The 21,396-nt window shown below is 70.9% G+C and carries 18 protein-coding genes; 16 read left to right on the top strand and 2 right to left on the bottom strand.

The window, feature by feature from the left end:
• Window positions 1–95 precede the first annotated feature (95 nt).
• Window positions 96–269, bottom strand: a complete 174-nt coding sequence (locus ACZ5WE_RS28130; RefSeq protein WP_167357823.1) for a hypothetical protein — start codon at window positions 267–269, stop codon at window positions 96–98.
• A gap of 307 nt (window positions 270–576) precedes the next feature.
• On the opposite strand from ACZ5WE_RS28130, the gene ACZ5WE_RS28125 reads away from it, so the two are divergent.
• The 4 genes from ACZ5WE_RS28125 to ACZ5WE_RS28110 all read left to right on the top strand — a co-directional run bounded on the left by ACZ5WE_RS28125 (window position 577) and on the right by ACZ5WE_RS28110 (window position 4,105).
• Window positions 577–1,230, top strand: a complete 654-nt coding sequence (locus tag ACZ5WE_RS28125) for a response regulator transcription factor (protein ID WP_135331070.1) — start codon at window positions 577–579, stop codon at window positions 1,228–1,230.
• Between the two features lie 6 nt (window positions 1,231–1,236).
• Window positions 1,237–2,469 (top strand): sensor histidine kinase, encoded by a 1,233-nt coding sequence (locus ACZ5WE_RS28120; RefSeq protein ID WP_467688371.1) that lies wholly within the window; start codon window positions 1,237–1,239, stop codon window positions 2,467–2,469.
• Window positions 2,470–2,862: 393 nt separating this feature from the next.
• On the top strand, window positions 2,863–3,159 hold the full coding sequence (locus ACZ5WE_RS28115) for a DUF4193 domain-containing protein (RefSeq protein ID WP_055544889.1): 297 nt from the start codon (window positions 2,863–2,865) through the stop codon (window positions 3,157–3,159).
• Between the two features lie 13 nt (window positions 3,160–3,172).
• The gene (locus tag ACZ5WE_RS28110; protein WP_467688369.1) at window positions 3,173–4,105 is read left to right on the top strand and encodes a hypothetical protein; all 933 of its coding nucleotides are present in this window, start codon (window positions 3,173–3,175) and stop codon (window positions 4,103–4,105) included.
• Window positions 4,106–4,142: 37 nt separating this feature from the next.
• On the opposite strand, the gene ACZ5WE_RS28105 is transcribed toward ACZ5WE_RS28110, so the two are convergent.
• Window positions 4,143–4,589 carry a DUF3093 domain-containing protein gene (locus tag ACZ5WE_RS28105; protein WP_467688368.1) on the bottom strand — a complete coding sequence of 149 codons (447 nt, stop codon included), beginning with the start codon at window positions 4,587–4,589 and terminating at the stop codon, window positions 4,143–4,145.
• Window positions 4,590–4,647: 58 nt separating this feature from the next.
• Between ACZ5WE_RS28105 and ACZ5WE_RS28100 the strand changes: the two genes are divergently transcribed.
• The 12 genes from ACZ5WE_RS28100 to ACZ5WE_RS28045 all read left to right on the top strand — a co-directional run bounded on the left by ACZ5WE_RS28100 (window position 4,648) and on the right by ACZ5WE_RS28045 (window position 21,289).
• Window positions 4,648–5,232 (top strand): PaaI family thioesterase, encoded by a 585-nt coding sequence (locus tag ACZ5WE_RS28100; protein ID WP_467688367.1) that lies wholly within the window; start codon window positions 4,648–4,650, stop codon window positions 5,230–5,232.
• Complete coding sequence (gene dut / locus ACZ5WE_RS28095) at window positions 5,229–5,765, top strand: dUTP diphosphatase (RefSeq protein ID WP_467688365.1); 537 nt, start codon at window positions 5,229–5,231, stop codon at window positions 5,763–5,765. Before ACZ5WE_RS28100 ends, dut begins: the two co-directional genes overlap by 4 nt.
• 1 nt (window position 5,766) lies before the next feature.
• Window positions 5,767–6,534, top strand: coding sequence for a DUF3710 domain-containing protein (locus ACZ5WE_RS28090; protein WP_467688363.1), 768 nt, complete (start codon window positions 5,767–5,769; stop codon window positions 6,532–6,534).
• A gap of 318 nt (window positions 6,535–6,852) precedes the next feature.
• Window positions 6,853–6,942: a K(+)-transporting ATPase subunit F gene (kdpF, locus tag ACZ5WE_RS28085; RefSeq protein ID WP_033264828.1), complete on the top strand. Its 90-nt coding sequence runs from the start codon at window positions 6,853–6,855 to the stop codon at window positions 6,940–6,942.
• A gap of 8 nt (window positions 6,943–6,950) precedes the next feature.
• The gene (gene kdpA, locus ACZ5WE_RS28080) at window positions 6,951–8,615 is read left to right on the top strand and encodes a potassium-transporting ATPase subunit KdpA (RefSeq protein WP_467688361.1); all 1,665 of its coding nucleotides are present in this window, start codon (window positions 6,951–6,953) and stop codon (window positions 8,613–8,615) included.
• 83 nt (window positions 8,616–8,698) lie between these two features.
• The gene (kdpB, locus tag ACZ5WE_RS28075; protein ID WP_467688359.1) at window positions 8,699–10,804 is read left to right on the top strand and encodes a potassium-transporting ATPase subunit KdpB; all 2,106 of its coding nucleotides are present in this window, start codon (window positions 8,699–8,701) and stop codon (window positions 10,802–10,804) included.
• Between the two features lie 23 nt (window positions 10,805–10,827).
• Entirely contained in the window at window positions 10,828–11,508 is a 681-nt protein-coding gene (locus ACZ5WE_RS28070) for a potassium-transporting ATPase subunit C (RefSeq protein WP_467688358.1), read from the top strand.
• Window positions 11,509–11,649: 141 nt separating this feature from the next.
• Complete coding sequence (locus ACZ5WE_RS28065) at window positions 11,650–14,916, top strand: FtsX-like permease family protein (protein ID WP_467688356.1); 3,267 nt, start codon at window positions 11,650–11,652, stop codon at window positions 14,914–14,916.
• A 585-nt stretch (window positions 14,917–15,501) separates the two neighbouring features.
• Complete coding sequence (locus tag ACZ5WE_RS28060; protein WP_467688355.1) at window positions 15,502–18,294, top strand: hypothetical protein; 2,793 nt, start codon at window positions 15,502–15,504, stop codon at window positions 18,292–18,294.
• Entirely contained in the window at window positions 18,287–19,207 is a 921-nt protein-coding gene (locus ACZ5WE_RS28055) for an ABC transporter ATP-binding protein (RefSeq protein WP_467688354.1), read from the top strand. The genes ACZ5WE_RS28060 and ACZ5WE_RS28055 overlap by 8 nt, the downstream gene beginning before the upstream one ends.
• A 99-nt stretch (window positions 19,208–19,306) precedes the next feature.
• Window positions 19,307–20,533 (top strand): alginate lyase family protein, encoded by a 1,227-nt coding sequence (locus tag ACZ5WE_RS28050; protein WP_467688353.1) that lies wholly within the window; start codon window positions 19,307–19,309, stop codon window positions 20,531–20,533.
• Between the two features lie 75 nt (window positions 20,534–20,608).
• Entirely contained in the window at window positions 20,609–21,289 is a 681-nt protein-coding gene (locus tag ACZ5WE_RS28045; RefSeq protein WP_467688352.1) for an ABC transporter ATP-binding protein, read from the top strand.
• Window positions 21,290–21,396: the final 107 nt, after the last annotated feature.

Genomic DNA, 21,396 nt, shown 5'->3' with positions numbered 1-21,396 from the left:
ACACCTCCGGAGCAGACAGCACACGCGGAAGGGCCCCGGCATCTCGTCCACGGATGCCGGGGCCCTTCTGCTCGCGATGGATCAGGAGCGATGGATCAGGCGTGCAGCGCGCCGACCTCCACCCCGTGCTCGGCGGCCAGCCGGTGGAGATCTTCGAGCTCGGCCTGCTCGACCTCGGCAAGGAAGTCGTCGCCCGTCTCACGGGCCTTCGTGAGGTCGGATTCCGTGGCCTTTATGCGCTGCAGCAGTCCTGCGGTAAAAGCGTCCATGGTTGCGCCCCCTCGGCTGGGTCGTGGGTCGATGGCACGGGGGTGTGCCCTCAAGAAGGGGCGATCACGTCTCAAGCCGCCCGTCGTACGGAAAGCGGGTTGTGGCGTGCCACATACAAAGCGTGATCGCGGGTGTGAGGTCGTCCTCCCCTGGCTCCCTTCCACGGAAACCTCAACCGTCGGAGAAAATCCCGCATTCCCCGGCCAGGAGACCGCCTTACAGCCGGTTTATGGCCGAAAGGGGCAGGATGGAGCCCACACCCCACGAACAGACCTGCCCGCAGGGGCACAGAGGAAGGACAGCGCCGTGCGCGTACTCGTCGTCGAGGACGAGCAGCTGCTCGCCGATGCGGTGGCCACCGGACTGCGCCGGGAGGCCATGGCCGTCGACGTCGTGTACGACGGAGCGGCCGCCCTGGAACGCATCGGGGTCAACGACTACGACGTCGTGGTGCTCGACCGGGACCTCCCGCTCGTGCACGGCGACGACGTCTGCCGCAAGATCGTCGAGCTCGGCATGCCGACCCGCGTCCTGATGCTCACCGCGTCGGGCGACGTCAGCGACCGCGTCGAGGGCCTGGAGATCGGCGCCGACGACTATCTCCCCAAGCCCTTCGCGTTCAGCGAGCTCACGGCACGCGTGCGTGCCCTCGGCCGGCGTACGAGCGTGCCGCTGCCCCCCGTCCTGGAGCGCGCCGGGATCAAGCTCGACCCGAACCGCCGCGAGATCTTCCGCGACGGCAAGGAGATCCAGCTCGCCCCCAAGGAGTTCGCCGTCCTCGAAGTGCTGCTGCGCAGCGAGGGTGCCGTCGTCTCCGCCGAACAGCTGCTCGAAAAGGCCTGGGACGAGAACACCGACCCGTTCACGAACGTGGTCCGGGTGACCGTGATGACCCTGCGGCGGAAGCTCGGCGAGCCCGCCGTCATCGTGACGGTGCCCGGCTCCGGTTACCGGATCTGATCCCCGGTGGCCGCGACCCCGGCGCCACCAACGGCGCCTCCGAAACCCACCTGGGACCCCAGGAAGGCCGAACCGCCCTTCCCGTGGCTGCGCCCCACGATCCGCATACGGCTCACGTTGCTGTACGGCGGCATGTTCCTGATCGCGGGCATCCTGCTGCTCTCGATCATCTACCTCCTCGCCGCGCAGGCCCTGAACGTGGGCAGCGACCTGCCGTTCAAGATCGTCTCCGGCCAGGTGGCCAGCGACACGTGCAACTTCCCGAGCTCGCCGTCGGCCGGTGAGCTCAACAACGCCATGAACGCCTGCGTCAACGAACAGCGCCAGCACGCCCTGGACAACCTCCTGAGCCGCTCGCTGCTCGCCCTGCTCGGCCTCGCGGTGATCGCCTTCGCCTTCGGTTACGCGATGGCGGGCCGCGTCCTGTCGCCGCTGGGCCGCATCACGCGCACCGCGCGCAGGGTGGCCGGCACGGACCTGTCCCGGCGCATCGAACTGGACGGCCCCGACGACGAGTTGAAGGAGCTCTCGGACACCTTCGACGAGATGCTCGACCGCCTGGAGCGGGCCTTCACCGCCCAGCAGCGGTTCGTCGGGAACGCCTCGCACGAACTGCGCACGCCACTCGCGATCAACCGCACGCTGCTCGAGGTGCAGCTCTCCGACCCGGGGGCGCCCCCCGAGCTCCAGCAGCTCGGCAAGACGCTCCTGGCGACGAACGAGCGCAGTGAGCAGCTGGTGGAGGGGCTGCTGCTGCTGGCCCGCAGCGACAACCAGATCGTGGAGCGCAAGCCGGTCGACCTCGCCGAGGTCGCCGACCGCGCCGTCGACCAGGTGCGGTCAGAGGCCGACGCGAAGGGCGTGGAGATCCGCGGGGAGCGGGGCCCGGCCGTCGTCCAGGGCAACGGCGTCCTCCTGGAGCGGATCGCCCTGAACCTCGTCCAGAACGCCGTCAGGTACAACGTGCCGGATGAGGGCTGGGTCGAGGTGACCACGGAGGCCCAGCACGGCCAGGCGGTCCTCGTGGTGTCGAACACGGGTCCCGTGGTGCCCGCGTACGAGATCGACAATCTTTTCGAGCCGTTCCGGCGGCTCAGGACCGAGCGCACGGGCAGCGACAAGGGCGTGGGACTCGGCCTGTCGATCGCCCGGTCGGTGGCGCGGGCTCACGGGGGCCGTATCATCGCGGAGCCGCGCGAGGGGGGAGGGCTCGTGATGCGAGTCACCCTTCCTCTCTGAGATGCTGCCGCGGACTCGCCGCGATGTTCGCTTTGCGCGGAATTTTCGGGACCTGTTCCCGGAGATTTCGTGTGCGATCGATCACAGGGGCGAATTTTCGGCCATCTACTCTCCGTGATCGTGAAAGTCGTCGGAAAGCCGGGAAAATCCGGGTTTTCAGGGGTCTTGATCACGGGAAGTACACGGGGTGGCGCCCGTGAAGTGCGACATTCGGACCGTGTACGGTCCCGATCGCCATCCAAACCGATCACCTCTTCCGGGGTGCGGTTGGGTGTCGATTGAGTAACAGACCTTGATGTGAGGCAAAATCTCCGCCTCAGGTCGGGCACAAGTCCGGCCTCTCACGCGTTACGTGCGCTGAGACACCGCAGACACCCAGAGGGGGAGAGCGACATGGCAACGGACTACGACACCCCACGCAAGACCGACGATGACGTCAACGAGGACAGCATCGAGGAACTCAAGGCGCGGCGGAACGACAAGTCGACCTCGGCAGTGGACGTCGACGAGTTCGAGGCCGCAGAGGGCCTCGAACTGCCCGGCGCGGACCTGTCGAACGAGGAGCTCGCCGTACGGGTGCTCCCGAAGCAGCAGGACGAGTTCACCTGCATGAGCTGCTTCCTGGTGCACCACCGCAGCCAGCTGGCCAGGGAGAAGAACGGCCAGCCGATCTGCCGCGACTGCGACTAGGGCAGGGTCGGCCGTGACAGGCTCGACCCCGCCTAGGAAGCGCCGCTTCCGCAAGCGCGGAGCGGACCAGGAGAACGCCGCCATCGAGGGCGTGCGTGACGACGAGCGGGGCTCTTCCCCCACAGGAACAGCCTCGCTCGGACCGGCGAACACCTCAGAGGTGGCAGCACCAGACGAGACGGCGGCCGACAAGGCGTCCAGGGCCCCCGGGTCCAAGGGCCGCGTTGCCGCCGTCACGGACGGAGTCAAGGCGGGCGTACGCATGAGCGGACGCGGCGCCAAGGCCGGCATCGGCTATCTCGCCGACCGGATCATCGAGAACGCCCCGCGGGTCCCGATCCGGGACCTGGGCACCCTCCGCAAACAGTTCCCCGGCCTGGACGCCGAGCGGATCGCGGACAAACTCATCTCCGGAGCGGCCAACGCGACATCGACGGTCGGTGCCGGAGTCGGCGCCGCGGCGATGATGCCCGTGCCGCCCGCGATGCCCGCGGAGATGGCCGCCGAGATCACCGGAGTAGCGGCGATCGAGCTGAAGCTGATCGCCGAACTCCACGAGGTCTACGGCAGGCGCCCGCCCGGCAACCTCAAGGAGCGCAGCTCCGCCTACCTCACCTCGTGGACCGAGGAGCGCGGCATCGACGTGGTGAAACCCGCGTCGATCAACGCGGCGCTCGGCGGCCAGATGAAGCGCGAGCTGCGCCAGCAGATCATGAAGCGCATGGTGCGCAACCTCCCGAACCTGATGCCCTTCATGGTGGGCGCCGCGGTCGGCGCCGTCATGAACCGCCGTGACACCAAGAAGCTCGCTGAGCGGGTCCGTGCGGACCTGCGGAGGTCGCAGGTGCCCTGGGACGCCCTGCCCGAGCTGCCGCCCCTCGAGCAGCCCCTGAAGCCTCTGGACCCGCTGCGTCCCGGCACCCCGCCCAAGGAGCTGGGGCACTGACGCGGCGGGTTCCGCGCACGCCCCCGAGGAGCGGCCCTTAAGAACCCCGGACGGCCGTCAGCGCCGCCGCGAGCCCCTCGGGGTTCCGCGTCGACACGTACACGTACGGAGTCGGGTCCTGCGGGTCCGTGATCTCGACGCGCAGCGCCGTGGGGATGTAGGCGCGCAGCAGCATGAAGGCGCGCGGATCGGCCTTCGGGCCGCGCCAGGCGCGCGCCTCCTCCGCGTCGAGTACCACCGGCTCACCCAGCGCGGAGACCGGGATCTTCGCGTCACCCGCGACGAGCGAGCCCGCCACCACGCGGATCCGGGGGGAGCCGTACGAACTGGTGACGACCGCGGCGACCGCCGTCCCGGCGACCAGGCCGCCGAGCAGCGGCAGGGTGCCGAAGGGGAGCATGATCAACGCCATCGCGACGCCGACCAGGAGCGAGACAAGCCACCAGGAACGGGGCGCCGTCAGGCGTTCTTCGTAAGGCTGCATGGATGCAAGCTTGGCACGATGAGCTGTGTGACCGGACTCGCGGGTAAGGTCTGCGGCTGTGAGTGGTACTTCAGCAGCTCTGACGCCCCCGGCCGACGCAATAGCGCCCGTCCGCCACCCCGACGCGCCCGGCCCCGGCGAGCTCATCGGAGCCCATTACGAGCACTGCTTCGGCTGCGGCGAAGGACAGGCCCACGGGCTGCACCTCGCGGCGTACGCCGGTGAAGGCGTGGGCGTCACCGCCGAGTTCACCGTCCGCGAGGCCCACCAGGGCGCTCCGGGCCTCGCCCACGGCGGAGTGCTCGCCACGGCGCTCGACGAGACGCTCGGCTCGCTGAACTGGCTGCTGCGGGTGATCGCCGTGACCGGACGGCTCGAGACGGACTTCGCGCTGCCCGTGCCGCTGGGCACCGTGCTCTTCCTCGAGGCCGAGGTGACCGCCGTCGCGGGACGGAAGATCTACTCCCGGGCCACCGGCCGGATCGGCGGCCCGGACGGGCCCGTCGCCGTCCGTGCCAAGGCCCTCTTCATCGAGGTCAAGGTCGACCACTTCGTCGAGAACGGCCGCCCGGAGGAGATCCGGGCCGCCATGGACGACCCGGACCAGCTCCGCCGCGCACGTGCCTTCGAGGTGAACCCGTGACCCCCGCACCCCGGCCGGAGCTCGACGTGCTGATCCGTCGCGTCGACTCCGATGTACCGCTGCCGTCGTACGCGCAGCCCGGCGACGCCGGGGCGGATCTGCGGACCACCGAAGCGTGCGAACTCGCCCCGGGCGAGCGGACGGTCCTGCCCACCGGGGTGTCTATCGCGCTGCCGGAGGGGTACGCGGCCTTCGTGCACCCGCGCTCCGGGCTCGCCGCCCGCTGCGGTGTCGCCCTGGTGAATGCCCCGGGGACGGTGGATGCCGGGTACCGTGGAGAGATCAAGGTGATCGTGGTGAATCTCGACCCGCGCGAGCGCGTGCGGTTCGAGCGCTTCGACCGGATTGCCCAACTGGTCGTCCAGCAGGTCGAGAAGGTGCGCTTCCACGAGGTGGCGGAGCTTCCCGACTCGGCGCGGGCCGAGGGGGGCTTCGGGTCCACCGGCGGCCATGCCGCCGTGGACACCGGCTCGGGTGAAAAAACGGGTGGGAATCGATACGCATCGGTCGTATCTGACCGGGAAGGACAGTGACGTGTTCGGACGTCGCAAGAAGGACAGTGCCGCCGAGGACGCGGCGGGCGAGGCCGAGCAGGTCGTCGACGACTCCGACGCTGCGGACAGTGATGACGCGGCGCGGTCGCGCGTGAGGCTCGAGCCCGAGCCCCGCCCCGACGGTCCCTGGGACATCTCGGAGGTCCGGGAGCCCGGCGAGGGCCGCGTGGACCTCGGTGGCCTCTTCGTACCGGGTGTCGAGGGCATGGAGCTGCGCGTGGAGGTCGCCGGTGACGCGATCGTCGCCGCGACTGTCGTGCTCCAGGACAGCGCCATCCAGCTGCAGGGCTTCGCCGCCCCCAAGAAGCAGGGCATCTGGGGCGAGGTCCGCGAGGAGATCGCCTCGGGCATCACCCAGCAGGGCGGTGTCATCGACGAGGTCGAGGGCCCCCTCGGCTGGGAGCTGCGCGCGCAGGTGCCGGTGCAGCTGCCGGACGGCACGGGCGGGGTGCAGGTCGTGCGCTTCATCGGTGTCGACGGTCCGCGGTGGTTCCTGCGCGGGGTCATCTCCGGCCAGGGCGCGGTGCAGCCGCAGGCCGCGGGTCTCCTCGAGCAGATCTTCCGGGACACCGTCATCGTGCGCGGCGACGGCCCGATGGCCCCTCGCGACCCGATCGTCCTGAAGCTGCCGGACGACGCACAGATGGTCGCCGAGGGCGGTGTCCAGCAGGAGCAGCAGGAGGGCTCGCGCTTCTCCGGCGGCATGGGCCAGCTCCAGCGGGGACCTGAGATCACCGAGGTGCGCTGAGGGGCACCCCACCTGAGCAAGCAGTACAGGCCGATGGGCCGCACTCCCTGACGGGAGTGCGGCCCATCGGTGTTTTCGCAGGTGGGGGTGGGGAGACGCACGTACTCGTAAGAGAGTCGTCAACGGAGGGCCGGCGGCCGTAAGGGAGCCGTCAACGGCGATCGTTTCCGGCCAGGAAGGAGGTTTGCTCAAGGCGCCGGATACATCGCATCTCATCTCTCTCACCTAGGAGCACACGATGGCCGACGTGGCCTTCGTCGTCACCACGATCGCGGTTTTCGCGCTGGTGGCGTTCATCGCCAAGGGGGTGGCGAAGCTGTGACTGCCGAGAACATCGTCGGTCTCGTCGTGGCCGTCGCCCTGCTGGGCTATCTCGTCCTCGCTCTCGTGTTCCCAGAGAGGTTCTGAGGACGGATATGAGCCCTGTTCTTGCTGGTGTGCTCCAGTTCCTGGCGCTGATCGTGGCGCTCGCCCTGGCATACCGTCCGCTCGGCGACCACATGGCCAAGGTCTACTCCTCCGAGAAGCATCTGCGCGTCGAGAAGTGGATCTACAAGGGCATCGGCGCCAACCCGAACGCCGAGATGCGCTGGCCCGCCTACCTGCGCGGGGTGCTCGCCTTCTCCGCCGTGAGCGTGCTGTTCCTGTATCTGCTGCAGCGGCTCCAGGGCTCGCTGCCCGGGTCGCTCGGCTTCAGGTCCATCGACCCGGACCAGGCCTTCAACACCGCCGCGTCGTTCGTGGCGAACACCAACTGGCAGTCGTACTACGGCGAGCAGGCCATGGGCCACGCCGTGCAGACCGGCGGTCTCGCGGTGCAGAACTTCGTGTCCGCCGCCGTGGGCATCGCCGTCGCGGTGGCCCTGGTGCGGGGCTTCGCCCGGTCGCGGACCGGGGAGTTGGGGAACTTCTGGTCCGACCTGGTGCGCGGTGTCGTACGCATCCTGATTCCGGTCTCGGTGATCGGCGCGGTCGTCCTCGTCGCCTGTGGCGCGATACAGAACTTCTCCGGCGTCCACGGGGTCGGCCAGTTCCTGGGCGGCAGCCAGGAGTGGAACGGCGGCGCCGTGGCCTCGCAGGAGGTCATCAAGGAGCTGGGCACCAACGGAGGCGGCTACTTCAACGCCAACTCCGCCCACCCCTTCGAGAATCCGAGCGGATTCTCCAACCTGTTCGAGGTCTTCCTGATCCTGGTGATCCCGTTCGCGATCACGAGGACCTTCGGGCGGATGGTCGGTTCCCTCAGGCAGGGGTACGCGATTCTCGCCACGATGGTGACCATCTGGATCGGGTTCACCGCGCTGATGATGTGGACGGAGTTCCATCACGGGGGCCCGGCCTTCGGTATCGCGGGCGGCGCGATGGAGGGCAAGGAGACGCGGTTCGGGATCGCGGGTTCGGCGATCTTCTCGGTCGCCACGACACTGACCTCGACGGGAGCGGTCAACTCCTTCCACTCCTCCAACACCGGCTTCGGCGGCGGGCTCGATCTCCTCGGCATGCAGCTGGGCGAGATCGCGCCGGGCGGTACGGGGTCGGGTCTGTACGGCATGCTGATCATGGCGATCATCGCGGTGTTCATCGCCGGGCTGATGGTGGGCCGTACGCCGGAATACCTGGGCAAGAAGATCGGCACCCGCGAGATCAAGCTCGCCGCCTGCTACATCCTCATCACCCCCGCCCTGGTGCTCGGCTTCACGGCGGTGTCGATGGCGCTGCCGACGCCCAAGGACTCGATGCTCAACTCCGGGGCGCACGGCTTCTCGGAGATCCTCTACGCCTACACATCGGGCGCCAACAACAACGGTTCGGCGTTCGCCGGGCTGAGCGCGGACACGAACTGGTTCAACACCACGATCGGTCTCGCGATGCTCCTCGGCCGGTTCCTGCCGATGGTGTTCGTCCTCGCGCTCGCGGGTTCGCTGGCGGAGCAGAAGCCGATCCCGGCGACGGCGGGCACCCTGCGCACCGAGAAGCCCCTGTTCACCGGGCTGCTGGTCGGCACCATCATGATCATCACCGGCCTGACCTACTTCCCGGCGCTCGCCCTCGGGCCGCTGGCCGAAGGGTTGGCGTCATGACCACCGACGTGAAGAACACAGCCGTAAAGAACACAGCCGTAAAAAACACAACCGACACAGTGAAGCCAGAGGAGCCCGGCTCCATGTCCACCGCTACTCCCACCCGTGCGCCGCACCAGGACGTGCCCGGCGGGCACGCGGAAGGCGGCCGTGTCGGCGGGGGTCTGTTCGACCCCAAGCAGCTCCTGAAGTCCTTCCCCGACGCCGTGCGGAAGCTCGATCCGCGGGTGATGGTCAAGTCGCCCGTCATGTTCGTGGTGCTCGTCGGCTCGGTGATCACCACCGTCCTCGCGGTCAAGGACCCGGGAGACTGGTTCGGCTGGGCGATCGCGGTCTGGCTCTGGCTGACCACGATCTTCGCCAACCTCGCGGAGGCGGTGGCCGAGGGGCGCGGCAAGGCGCAGGCGGACACGCTGCGCAAGGCCAAGACCGACACGGTCGCGCGCCGCCTCGACGGCACGGCCGAGGAGCAGGTGCCCGGCACCGCGCTGCGCATCGGCGACCTGGTCGTCTGCGAGGCGGGTGATGTCATCCCCGGCGACGGTGACGTCGTCGACGGTGTCGCGAGCGTCGACGAGTCGGCGATCACCGGTGAATCGGCCCCGGTCATCCGGGAGTCGGGCGGTGACAGGTCGGCTGTCACCGGCGGCACGAAGGTCCTCTCCGACCGCATCGTCATCAAGATCACGACGAAGCCCGGCGAGACGTTCATCGACCGCATGATCAACCTGGTCGAGGGCGCCGCCCGGCAGAGGACGCCCAACGAGATCGCGCTCAACATCCTCCTCGCGTCCCTCACCATCGTCTTCCTGCTCGCCGTCGTCACGCTCCAGCCGTTCGCCGTGTACGCCGGTGCCGAGCAGTCCATGATCGTGCTTGCCGCGCTCCTGGTGTGCCTGATCCCGACGACCATCGGCGCACTGCTCTCCGCGATCGGCATCGCGGGCATGGACCGCCTGGTCCAGCGCAACGTCCTTGCCATGTCCGGGCGGGCGGTCGAGGCCGCCGGCGACGTCTCGACGCTGCTGCTCGACAAGACGGGCACCATCACGCTCGGCAACCGGCAGGCCGCCGAGTTCGTGCCCGTGCGCGGGACGACCGAAGCCGAGCTCGCGGACGCCGCCCAGCTCTCGTCGCTGACCGACGAGACGCCCGAGGGCCGCTCCATCGTCGTACTGGCGAAGGAGAGGTACGGGCTTCGCGAGCGCCACCAGGGGGAGTTGGAGGGCGCCGAGTGGGTCGCCTTCACCGCGCAGACGCGGATGTCGGGCGTCGACCTCGTCGAGGGCGGCAGCGGGCGCAAGGTCCGCAAGGGCGCGGCCGGTTCGGTCGTCGCCTGGGTCACGGAGAACGGTGGCACCGTGTCCGCGGACGCCCAGGCCCTGACCGACACGATCTCGCAGGCCGGCGGCACACCGCTCCTGGTCGCCGCCAGGGACGACGAGGGGGCGCGGGTACTCGGTGTCATCCACCTGAAGGACGTCGTCAAGGAAGGCATGCGGGAGCGGTTCGACGAGCTGCGGCGCATGGGCATCAAGACGGTCATGATCACGGGTGACAACCCGCTGACCGCCAAGGCGATCGCGGACGAGGCGGGCGTGGACGACTTCCTCGCCGAGGCCACGCCCGAGGACAAGATGGCGCTGATCAAGCGGGAACAGGCAGGCGGCAAGCTCGTCGCGATGACCGGTGACGGCACGAACGACGCACCCGCCCTTGCCCAGGCGGACGTGGGTGTGGCCATGAACACCGGCACCTCGGCCGCCAAGGAGGCCGGGAACATGGTGGACCTGGACTCCGACCCGACCAAGCTCATCGAGATCGTCGGGATCGGCAAGCAACTCCTGATCACACGGGGTGCGTTGACGACCTTCTCGATCGCCAACGACGTCGCGAAGTACTTCGCGATCATCCCCGCCATGTTCGCCGTGGTCCATCCCGGCCTCGACAAGCTCAACATCATGGGCCTGTCGTCCCCGGAGTCGGCCATCCTGTCGGCCGTCGTCTTCAACGCGCTGATCATCGTCGCCCTGGTGCCGCTGGCCCTGAAGGGTGTGCGCTACCGGCCGATGAGCGCGGACCGGATGCTGCGGCGCAACCTCGGCATCTACGGGCTCGGCGGTCTCGTCGCCCCGTTCGTCGGCATCAAGATCATCGACATGATCATCTCCCTCATACCCGGGCTGTAGTTCCTGAAAGCGTGCTGATCGTCATGAACAACTCCGTTGGAAGTACGGCACGGTTGCTGGGCGCCGGTCTGCGCGCCCTGCTGGTGCTGACCGTGATCTGCGGTGTCATCTATCCGCTCGCCGTCACCGGGATCGCCCAGGGCCTGTTCAGCGACAAGGCCAACGGCTCCGAGATCAGGAGCGAGGGCAAGGTCGTCGGCTCCGAGCTCATCGGGCAGCGGTACGACCTGCCGCTGAAGAAGGGCCAGGAGAGGGCGGATCCGGATCTGAAGTGGTTCCAGCCCCGGCCGTCCAACGGCCTCGGCTCCAACCAGGACGCGGGGGTGAACACCCAGTACGACCTGATCCTTTCGGGTGCGACGAACCTGTCCGGTGACAGCAAGGACCTGGTCGCGAACGTCAAGGCGGCCAAGGCCGCCGTCGTCAAGGACAACTCCACGGCGGGCTTCAAGGTCAGGCCGTCGGACGTGCCGGCCGAGGCCGTCACCTCGTCCGGCTCAGGTCTGGACCCCCACATCTCCCCGGAGTACGCGCAGCTGCAGGCCCACCGAGTGGCCGAGAAGAACGGCCTCGCCGTGAACAAGGTCGAGAAGCTGGTCGACGAGCACACGGACGGACGGAGTCTCGGCTTCGTGGGCGAACCCCGCGTCAACGTCCTTCAGCTCAACATCGCGCTGAAGGGGCTCGTCACCGGCAAGAGCTGAGGCTCTTGGCCTTCGAGAGAAAACTGACGCTTCCTCAAATCGCTTGTGACACAAGGTGATCCGGTCCTCCTGACCGGACCGTTGCGGGCCACAATCGGGTACGTCCATACTGTGCCGGTCACGCGGGGGGAGACCGGTGCGGTGAGCGGACGGCGCGTACCCGCCGTGGTGCGGAGCGGCCGGTATCACGGGATGGTGCTCGGGGCCGCCGGGCTCGCCGTCCTGCTGGCGGCCACGGTGCTCGCCGCCCTTGCCGCGCTGACCGAGAAGGCGGTCGAGGGCGGGGTGCGGCAGCGGCTCTCCGCTGACCGGGACGCCGTCGTCGAGGTGGCCGGGCGGTACGGCGCCGACAGTGTGCGGCGCCTGGACGCGGACGCACGGGCCGCGGTCGACCGCACCTATCGCGACGTACCCCACCGGACGCGGCTCGCGCTGCGGGCGCCCGGGGCACGCAACGACGAGCTCGCCGTGACCGAGGCCGGGGGACAGCGGCGTGAGGACGCCACCGTGTCCGTGGTCGCGCTCGAGGGGGCTCGGTCCCACGCAGGCCTCGTGGCGGGCCGGTGGCCGCGCGGCGGCACTGGCGGCTCGTCGGGTGGGATCACGGAGACCGTGCTGACCAGGGCATACGCCGCCGAGCTCGCCGTGCGGACCGGCGACGACGTGGTCGTGCGCGGCGCCGGTGAGCGTCTGGTGCGGATGCGGGTCGTCGGGCTCTACACGACCGAAGGGCGCGCGCCCGCGCTCTGGGCAGGCCTGAGCAGCACGTTCGGGACGGCCGAGTCCATCGCGCTGGTGCCCCGCGGCGCGTTCACCGCCCGGCCGGGGCTCACGAAGGACGCCGACGCGCTGTGGCTCGGCGTGCCCGAGGCGCGGGGGCTGCGGCTCGGCGACATCGGGCCGCTGGCCGAGCGTGCCCGGCGGTTCGGCGGCAGCGACGCCTCGCTCTCGGTGCTGCGGGGGAAGGGGGCTGCGGCCGACCTGACCGTCTCGGCAGGGCTGCGCAGGGCCCTCGACCGGCTCACCACGCCCATCGCCGTGGCCCGCGCCGGGCTCTATGTCCCCGCCACGCTGCTCGCCGCCCTCGCGGTCGCCGCCCTGGTGCTCACCGGGCGTCAGCTCACCGAACACCGGCGCCCGGAGCTGGCGTTGCTGGCCGCCCGGGGCGCGGGGACGCGGCGGCTGGTGATGTCGACGGGAGTGCAGTGGGCGGTGATCGCCCTTCCGGTGGGGATTGCCGCACCCTTTCTCGCGGGTCCGCTGCTGCGGCTGCTCGAAGGGGCGGGGCTGCTGCACGGCGGGGTGCCGGACGCGGCCGCGATCGGGGCCGCCTGGGTGGCCGCCGCCTTCGCCGTCGTGGTGCACGGGTGCGCTGTGCTGCTGCCGACGGTGCGGGTGGTGCGGGACCGGCGGGCGGTGCGCCGCCTCCGTCTGCGGGTGGGCAGGTTCGCGGGAGCGCAGCGGGTCGGGGCCGATGTGGTCCTGGGGGCGGTGGCCGTCCTCGGATGGCTTCAACTGCGCCAGTACCGGTCGCCGGTGACCGGCGACGGAGTCGACCCGGTGCTCGTGTTCGCGCCGGTGGTGATGACCACCGCGGCCGCTCTGCTGGCGCTGCGCCTGCTGCCCTTCCTGACGCGGGCCATCGACCCGCTCGCCCGGCGTGGCAGGGGGCTCGTGCTGCCGCTCGGCGGATGGCAGATCGGGCGGCGCGCGGCACGGCACGCCGGACCCGCGCTTGTCGTGACGCTCGCCCTGGCCGTCGCGGCGCTGAGCAGCACCGCCCTCGCCATTCTCGACCGGGGGGACCGCGACCAGGCCGCGTTCGGGGTGGGCGCCGACCTGCGCGTCGAACCGGGGGAGAGCGTGCCGAGCGGGGAGCGGCGTGCGACGTACGGTGCGCTGCCGGGGGTCGAATCGGTCACTCCGGTGGTGACCACTGAGGGCTACATCGGGCAGGACGCGGTGGCCGTCACCGGCGTCAACACCGGGCGGGGGCCGGTGCCTTCGCTGCGGGGCGATCTCGCGGAGCGGCCCATGCGGGAGATGGTCGCGCCGCTGGGGAGGGGCATTCCGGCGCACGGTCTTGCGGTCGGCGACGTTCCTGCCGGGGGTGAACTGCCGCTCCGGGTGCGGCTGTCCGCCGGTGGTCCCGGACGCGGCCCTGCTGTGCCGGTCCGCCTGACGGTCTTCTTCGAGGACCAGGACGGCCTGATCCACTCAAGTGCTGCTCTTCTCAAGGAGGGTGGCACTCGGGTGGTGCCGCTGCGCGTACCGGTGCGCGGCGGCGGCTTGCGGATCCTGCAGGTCGATCTGAGCATGGCGGGCGAGACGGTGCGGCGTACGTACCGTCTCCGCGTCGACCGGGTGCCGGGGCTCACCCAGGAGGCCCGCTGGCGCGACCTGCGCGAGGACGCGCCGGACCGGTACGGGGCGGGATGCCCCGGGGCGGAGCCGCCGCGCGGGGCGGTGGGCGAGGCGCCGGGGCCGGTGCTCTGCGGCGACAGGCCAGGACCCGGAGTACTGCTCGACGCGGTACTTCGGGGGCCCGACACGCGGCTGAAGTACCCGACGTGGAGCGTGCGTCTCGGCACGGACACCTGGCGCGGGACCAAGGGCCGTCCCGCGGCGCCCGCTCTCGCCGATCGCGCGCTGCTGGACTCGGGAGCGGTACGGGTGGGGGACGTGGTGACGGTACGGCGAAGTACGGGCGGCAGCGCACGGCTTCGGGTCATCGGGCGCATCGCGGCGGTGCCGGGCGAGGCGCGCGACCGGCCCCGACTGCTCGCAGACTCGCGGGCGATGGCCGCGCAGTTGGTGCTGGGCGGGGCGTTGCCGGGGGCGGAGAGCGCGTGGTGGGCGAGGGCGGCGGGGGGCGACGCGAGCGCGGCTTGGGAGGCGGTGCGGGACAGTCCTCGGCTCGGAACCGCCGTCGATGTGCCTCGCGCGCGCGAGGAGCTCGCCGAGGACCCGTTGCGGCGCGGGGCCCGCGGCGGCCTCTGGCTCTGCCTCGCCCTGGCACCGGCGTTCGCCGTCATCGCCTTCACGCAGCACACGGTGCTCGCGGCGCGGGCGCGAGGGCGGGAGTTCGCGCTGCTGCGGGCGTTGGGGGTACGGCGGGGCCAACTCGCCGCGTACCTATGGACGGAGCAGCTGGCACTGGCGGGGGTGGCCGCGCTCCTGGGCACGGTGCTCGGAGCGGGCCTGGCCGTCGTGATCATGCCGGTGGTGACGGTGGACGCGGAGGGCGACCCGGTCTTCCCCGGCCTGCTCACGGAGGTGCCGTGGGTGCGGGTCTGTCTTGTGGCGGGCGGGGTGACGGTGGTGATCTGCGGGGTGGTGAGTGGGGTGGCACGGGTTTTGGGGCGGGTGGATCTGGGGCGGGTTTTGCGGGCGGGGGAGGACAGGTGAGGGGTCCCTGCGGGGCTGGGGCGGGGCTTGGGCGGGGCTGGGTGGGGCTGGGAGGGCTGGGGGGGCTGCGGTACTGCCCTGGGCTTGGCGCCGTGGGCTTGGCGCCCTGGGCTTGGTGTCCTTGGCCTGGTGTCCTCGGCCTGGTGTCCTTGGACCGCCCGGCCACTTCGGCGGGGCCGTGCCGGTATGTCCGTCCTCGCTATCGTCCGGTGGCCGTGGGGTTGCTTCGGCGCTGGAGTGCCGCGAACCGTGCTCCGGGCGGACATACCGGCACGTCCCCTCGCGTCTCGTTGCCGTCTGCGGGCGTGGCGCACCTCTGTTGGCGAGTACTGCCCACCCGGCGGGCACGGGTCACCCTCGACTGTGCGTCTTCAGCCCACCCCTATTCGTGCCCACCCACCAGGCGTGTACGGATCTCCGCCATCTGTGCGTCTCCAGCCCTCGCCCAGCTGTGGCGCTCCGGGGCAATCGGGTGGGTGGGTGGGAAAGGTTTGTTCGGGCATGGGGGGTGCGGGGTGATCGGGTGGGTGGGTGGGAGGGGGTGACTGACACGTGGTCGGGGCGGAGTTGTTCAGAGGGGGGCCCATGAGGCGTGGGGAGTTGGGGCTCTGGGGGTGCCTCGCCGCGATTGTGCTGGTGCTCAGCGCCGTGGCCATCGGGGGGCCGGGGATGTTGGAGCGTGCTGCCGGGGGCGCCCTCGGGGACCGGCTCGGGCAGTTGCAGCGGGACGCGCCCGGCGTCACCCACCGGGTGCGGTTCGGGGTGGAGGACGAGCGGGGCGGGGCGAAGAGCTCGCTGGGTGAAGATCTGCGGCGGGTCTCCACCGCCGTCGAGAACGCCACCCCCGCCCCCCTCCGCGGCAAGCTGGTGCGCGACTCCACCCGGATCGCCCTGCCCGGCGTACGGACCCGTGACGGCACCTCTCTGTCGCTGGTGTACGCCTCCGACGCCCCGCCCCGTTCCGCGTACGCCGCAGGGAGGCCCCCTGCCGCGAGGGGCCGCGTCGTGGAGATCGCCGTCTCCACCCGCACCCGCGACGCCCTGAAGCTGCGCCTCGGGCAGGAAATCAGGCTAGGGCGGGGCGCGTTGGAGATCGTGGACGCGTCGGCACGGGTGGTCGGGTTCTACGCCGCCGAGGGCGAACGGCGGCTCTGGCGCGAGCAACCCCTGCTCGCGCGCACCGGACGGGCCCCGCAGGGCGGTGCCGCGCGGTACGCAGGCGCCCTCCTCGCGCCGCGCGGCGTCGAACTGCTGCAGAGCCAGGCGGAGGCCGACCTCACCGTGATCTGGGGCATGCGCCTCGACCTCGGCGACGATGCGCGCTACGTCGGGGATCAGGGGCAGCGCGACTTCGAGCGCATCATGCTCCGCTACCCGGATTCCGTGCGGGGCGTCACGTGCGACCTGGGCATGGTCAGCGGCGGGATGCCCTGCGCCTTCGGCTCACATCCGGCCACCGAGTCGGAGACCGCCACCGAACTGCCGGACACCTTGGAGGAGTTTCAGGCGCAGTGGCGCCAGGCCAGTGTCGTGATCTCCTTCGCGCTCGCTTCGGTGACGGCGGTCGGGCTCGCCGCCCTGGTGGTCGGGGCGCTGCTCTCCGTACGCCGTCGCCTCGACGTCCATCGACTGCAACGCGCGCGTGGGGCATCGGCCCTGGGAATCGCCCTGGGACGTGCCGTGGCGTCCGCGCCGGCCGTGCTGCTGGGGTTCGTGGGCGGGTGCGTTCTCGCCTCGGTCCTGCCGGGGGCGTCGTCCGCGTACGGGCGAGGGCTGCTCGTCACCGTGGGCGCGTGGCTGATGCTGCCCCTGCTGACCTGGTGGGCCGTCCGGGACCGGGCCCTGCTGCGTGCCGAGGAGACAGGCGGTGGGCGCCGCGTCGTCTTCGAGGTGAGTGTGGTGGTCGTCGCTCTGGCGGGCGTGTTCGCGCTGCGGGCGCGCGGGACGGCGGGCGGGGCGGGAGATGATCCGCTGCTCGCCGCCGTCCCCGTGCTGCTCGGGCTCGCCACGGTCGTGGTGCTGGTGCGCCTCTACCCATGGCCGGTACGTCTCCTCGCGCGCCGGTCCGCCCGTGGACGCGGAGCCGTGGCCCTCATCGCGCTCTCCCGCGCGGCCAAGGAGGCTCCCGCGCGGGCGCTCGCGTTGCTCGTCCTGGTGGTGACGCTGGCCGGCGCCGTGTTCGGCGGTCTGGTCGCGGGGACGCTGACGGAGGGGCGCCGGGACGTCGCCGCCTGGCGGGTGGGCGCCGATGCCTCCTTCCTGGGGGCGGGGCGCGACCCGGACACCGCGAAGCGGCTGGCACGCGCGCGTGGCGTGCGGGAGACAGTGGCGGTGCGGCAGTTGCGGGTCGATCCGGTGAGCGGGACGGACGGCGGGCGGTACGGGATCGCGAGCCTGGTGGGCGTCGACGGCACGAAGCTGCGCTCAGCGGTGGGGAGTTCGGCCGCCGCCCAAGCACTGCGGGACGCGGGGCTCACCGAGGGCAGGGGCAGGGACCTGGATGCGGGCAAGGACGTGGGCGCGGGCCAAGGCCAGGATGTGGGCGCGGGTGAGGGTGAGGCCAAGGGCGGGCGCGGCGGCGGCCGTGACATCCGCGTGCTCGCCGACGCCGCCGACGCGGGGGACCTGCTGACCATCACGGTGCACGGCAAGGAGCGTCGCCTGCGTGTCGTGGGCACCCTCCCCGAAGCGGTGCGACGCGACCCCGCACTCGGCCCCCTGCGCGCCGCCACCGAGGGCAGGGACCACCTCCTGCTCGCCGACAACGGCGACCTCGATGCCTTCGGCGCGAGCGAGTTCGAGGAGTCGGCCCTGCTCCTCTACGGCCCGCACCTGAACGTCGGTGAGCTGCGTTCGGTCGTCCCGCGCGCCGCGCCCGGCGGCGCCACCGGAGAGCTGCGGATCCGCGCCGAGGAGCAGACAGAGGCCGACGAGGACGGCCTGATCGCCGCCCTGACCGCCGCGCACACCGCCTGCACCGCCCTCGCCGTGTTCCTCGCGCTGCTCGCCCTCGTGCTCGAACTCCTGCTGTCCGCCCCGGCACGCGGCAGTACGACGGCCCGGCTGCGCACGCTGGGACTCGGCGGCCGCGCCACCGCCGGGCTGCATCTGCTCCAGCTGCTGCCCCTGGTGCTCGCGGCGGTGGCCGGCGGCGTGGCGCTCGGTCTGACCCTGCCCGGACTGCTCGGCCCCGCCCTCGACCTGAGGGAGCTCACCGGCGGCCCCACCGAGCCCGCCCTGCGGACCGACGCGCTGTTCACCATCGCTCTGGCGGCCGGAACCGTCGCCCTGATGGCCGCTGCGGTGGGCGTGGAGACCTGGCTGGGGCGGCGGCGTGGACTCGGAGCTGTGCTGCGACTGGGGAGGAACGATGACTGAGCTCGCCGATCTGGAGGCCCGCGCGAACGCCGCGCGCCACCGCGCGAGGGACGAGGGCCTTGTCGTCTGCGACAACCTCGTACGCGTCTATCGCACCGACAAGGTGGAGGTGCAGGCCCTCCAGGGGCTCGACCTGGTGGTCGGGGAAGGGGAGTGCGTGGCCCTCGTGGGCGCGTCCGGGTCCGGCAAGTCCACCCTCCTGTCGATCCTCTCGGGGCTCGATCTGCCGACCGCGGGCCGGGCGCGGGTCGCCGGGCACGACCTGCTCGCCATGGGACGCCGCGAGCGTCTGGGCTACCGCAGGAACACTGTCGGGTTCGTGTGGCAGCAGACAGGGCGCAATCTGCTGCCCTACCTCACGGCTGTCGAGAACGTGGTGCTGCCGATGAAGTACGCGTGCGTGCCCCGTCGCGAGCGCGCGGCGCGGGCCGCCGAACTGCTCGGCGTGCTCGGTGTCGCGTACTGCCACGACCGGCGGCCCGCCGAGCTGTCGGGAGGTGAGCAGCAGCGCGTCGCCGTGGCCGTCGCCACCGCCAACTCCCCGCGTGTTCTGCTCGCCGACGAGCCCACAGGGGAGCTGGACACGGCCAGTGGTGAGGAGGTGTTCGCCGCCCTGCGCCGCGCCAATGAGGAGCTCGGCGCGACCGTTCTGGTCGTCACGCACGATCCGCTCGTCTCGGGTCAGGTCCGCCGCACGGTCCGCATCCGGGACGGCCGTACCGCCACGGAGACGTTGCGTGAAAAGGGCGGCGCGGGTGAGGAGTTCACGGTTCTGGACCGGGCGGGGCGGTTGCAGCTGCCCCGCGACCACGTGGAGCGCTACGGGCTGAGCGGACGCGTACGGCTCACGGAGGAGCCGGACCACATCGGTGTCTGGGGCGAAGGGCCGGAACCAACCTCGCCCTCCGCCTGAAACCTTGACGGCGGACTGGTCCGTACCTATGGTCTCGGCCCAACACGCGTGTTCAGAAAGGCACTTGAAGTTCACATACAAGAATGGATGGCCCTTCGCATGGCTGACACCCCCACACCCGTGCGCCACCACCGCAGATCCCGCACGGCAGTCCTCGCGACCCTCGCCTCCGTGGTGACCGCACTGGTCGCCGCCCTGCTCGCCTGGCCCGGCTCCGAGCGCGCCGACGCCGCGCCCAGCAGTTTCGTCCACCCCGGAGTCACCGTCTCCCGCGGACAGCTCGACTTCACCAGGGAGAAGGTCAACGCCGGCGCCCAGCCCTGGAAGGGCGCCTACGACCAGATGATGGGAAGCAAGTACGCCTCCCTCTCGCGCACGCCCAAGCCCCGAGCGGTCGTCGAGTGCGGTTCCTACTCGGACCCCAACTACGGGTGCACCGACGAGCGCGAGGACGCGATAGCCGCGTACACCACGGCACTCGCCTGGTACATCACGCGTGACGACCGCTACGCGAAGAAGTCCATAGAGCTGATGGACGCCTGGTCCGGCACCATCAAGGACCACACCAACAGCAACGCCCCCTTGCAGACCGGCTGGGCGGGCTCTTCCTGGCCCAGGGCCGCCGAGATCATCAAGCACACGTACACCGGCAGTTGGGGCAACTCGGGCCGCTTCGCGACGATGCTGCGCAACGTCTACCTGCCCGAGATCATCAACGGCTCCAACTCCAACGGCAACTGGGAGCTGTCGATGATGGAGGCCGCCATCGGCATCTCCGTCTTCATCGAGGACAAGGGGTCGTACGACAAGGCGATGGCCAAGTTCCGCACGCGCACCGCCGCCTACGTCTACCTCGCCTCCGACGGCGAGCTGCCGAAGACCGTGCCCAGCCAGAACCTCGACACCCGCGCGAAGATCGTCAAGTACTGGCAGGGGCAGGGCACCTTCACCACCGGGCTCACCCAGGAGACCTGCCGCGACTTCACCCACACCGGATACGGACTCTCCGCGATCTCCCATGTCGCCGAGACCAGCCGCATCCAGGGCGAGGACCTCTACAAGACGGACGTCGGCGAGCGGCTGCGCCAGGGCCTCGGCTTCCAGGCCAAGTACGAACTGGGCGAGGCGCCCCCGAGCTCGCTCTGCGGCGGCTCGGTCCACCGGGGCCTCGGGCCGATCACCGAGGTGGGCTACAACGCGCTCCACAACCGCCTCGGCCACGCCATGTCCAACACCCAGAAGCTCACCGAGCAGAAGCGCCCGGCGGGTTCCAACAACCTCTTCGTCGCCTGGGAGACCCTGACCCACGCGAACAACCCCAGCTGAACCGGGCCTTGTTGGGCCGGGCGTGCCGTGACCATACTGGCGCCCGGCCCCACAGGACCGCACGGGGGAGTGGGCATGACCGCGAGCGCAGTCGTCGTCGAGGACCTGCACCGGACCTACGGCAGTGGCGCGTCCGCCGTGCACGCCCTGCGCGGCGTCTCCCTCACCGTCCCGCGCGGTGAGCTGGTCGCCCTGAAGGGGCGCTCGGGATCCGGCAAGACCACGCTGCTCAACCTCGTCGGCGGGCTCGACACCCCGGACTCCGGGAAGATCACCGTGGAAGGGCTCGAACTGGCGGGGCTCGGCGAGAACGGCCTCCTGGAGCTGCGCCGCGACCACGTCGGCTTCATCTTCCAGTCCTTCGGACTCATCCCGATCCTCACCGCCGCCGAGAACGTCGGCGTACCCCTTCGGCTCCGAAAGACCGACCCCCACGCGCGCGAGGCGCGCGTCGCGCTGCTGCTTGCCCTTGTCGGCCTCGCCGACCACGCCGAGCAGCGGCCGGGCGAGCTCTCCGGAGGACAGCAGCAGCGCGTGGCGATCGCCCGCGCGCTCGCCAACAAGCCCTCGCTGCTCATCGCGGACGAGCCCACTGGGCAGCTGGACGCCGAGACCGGGCTGGCCGTGATGGAGCTGCTGCGTGCCGTCGTCCGCGGCGAGGGCGTCACCGCCCTGGTCGCCACGCACGACGCCGCGCTGCTCGACCTCGCCGACCGGGTCCTTGAACTGAGCGACGGCGAGATCGTCGCGCGCTGACCCACGTGACTGCCGCATCGATCCCCGTGACCTGCCACATCAGGGTTGCGTCAAGGAGCACCCGCGGTCGCCCCTTCGCCCCCTTTGCGGGAATTGTTGGCCGTAAG

The sequence above is a fragment of the Streptomyces sp. NPDC033180 genome (assembly GCF_055577645.1).
The sequence above is the reverse complement of the archived record's forward strand: the minus strand, read 5'-3'. Positions and strand labels throughout refer to the sequence as shown.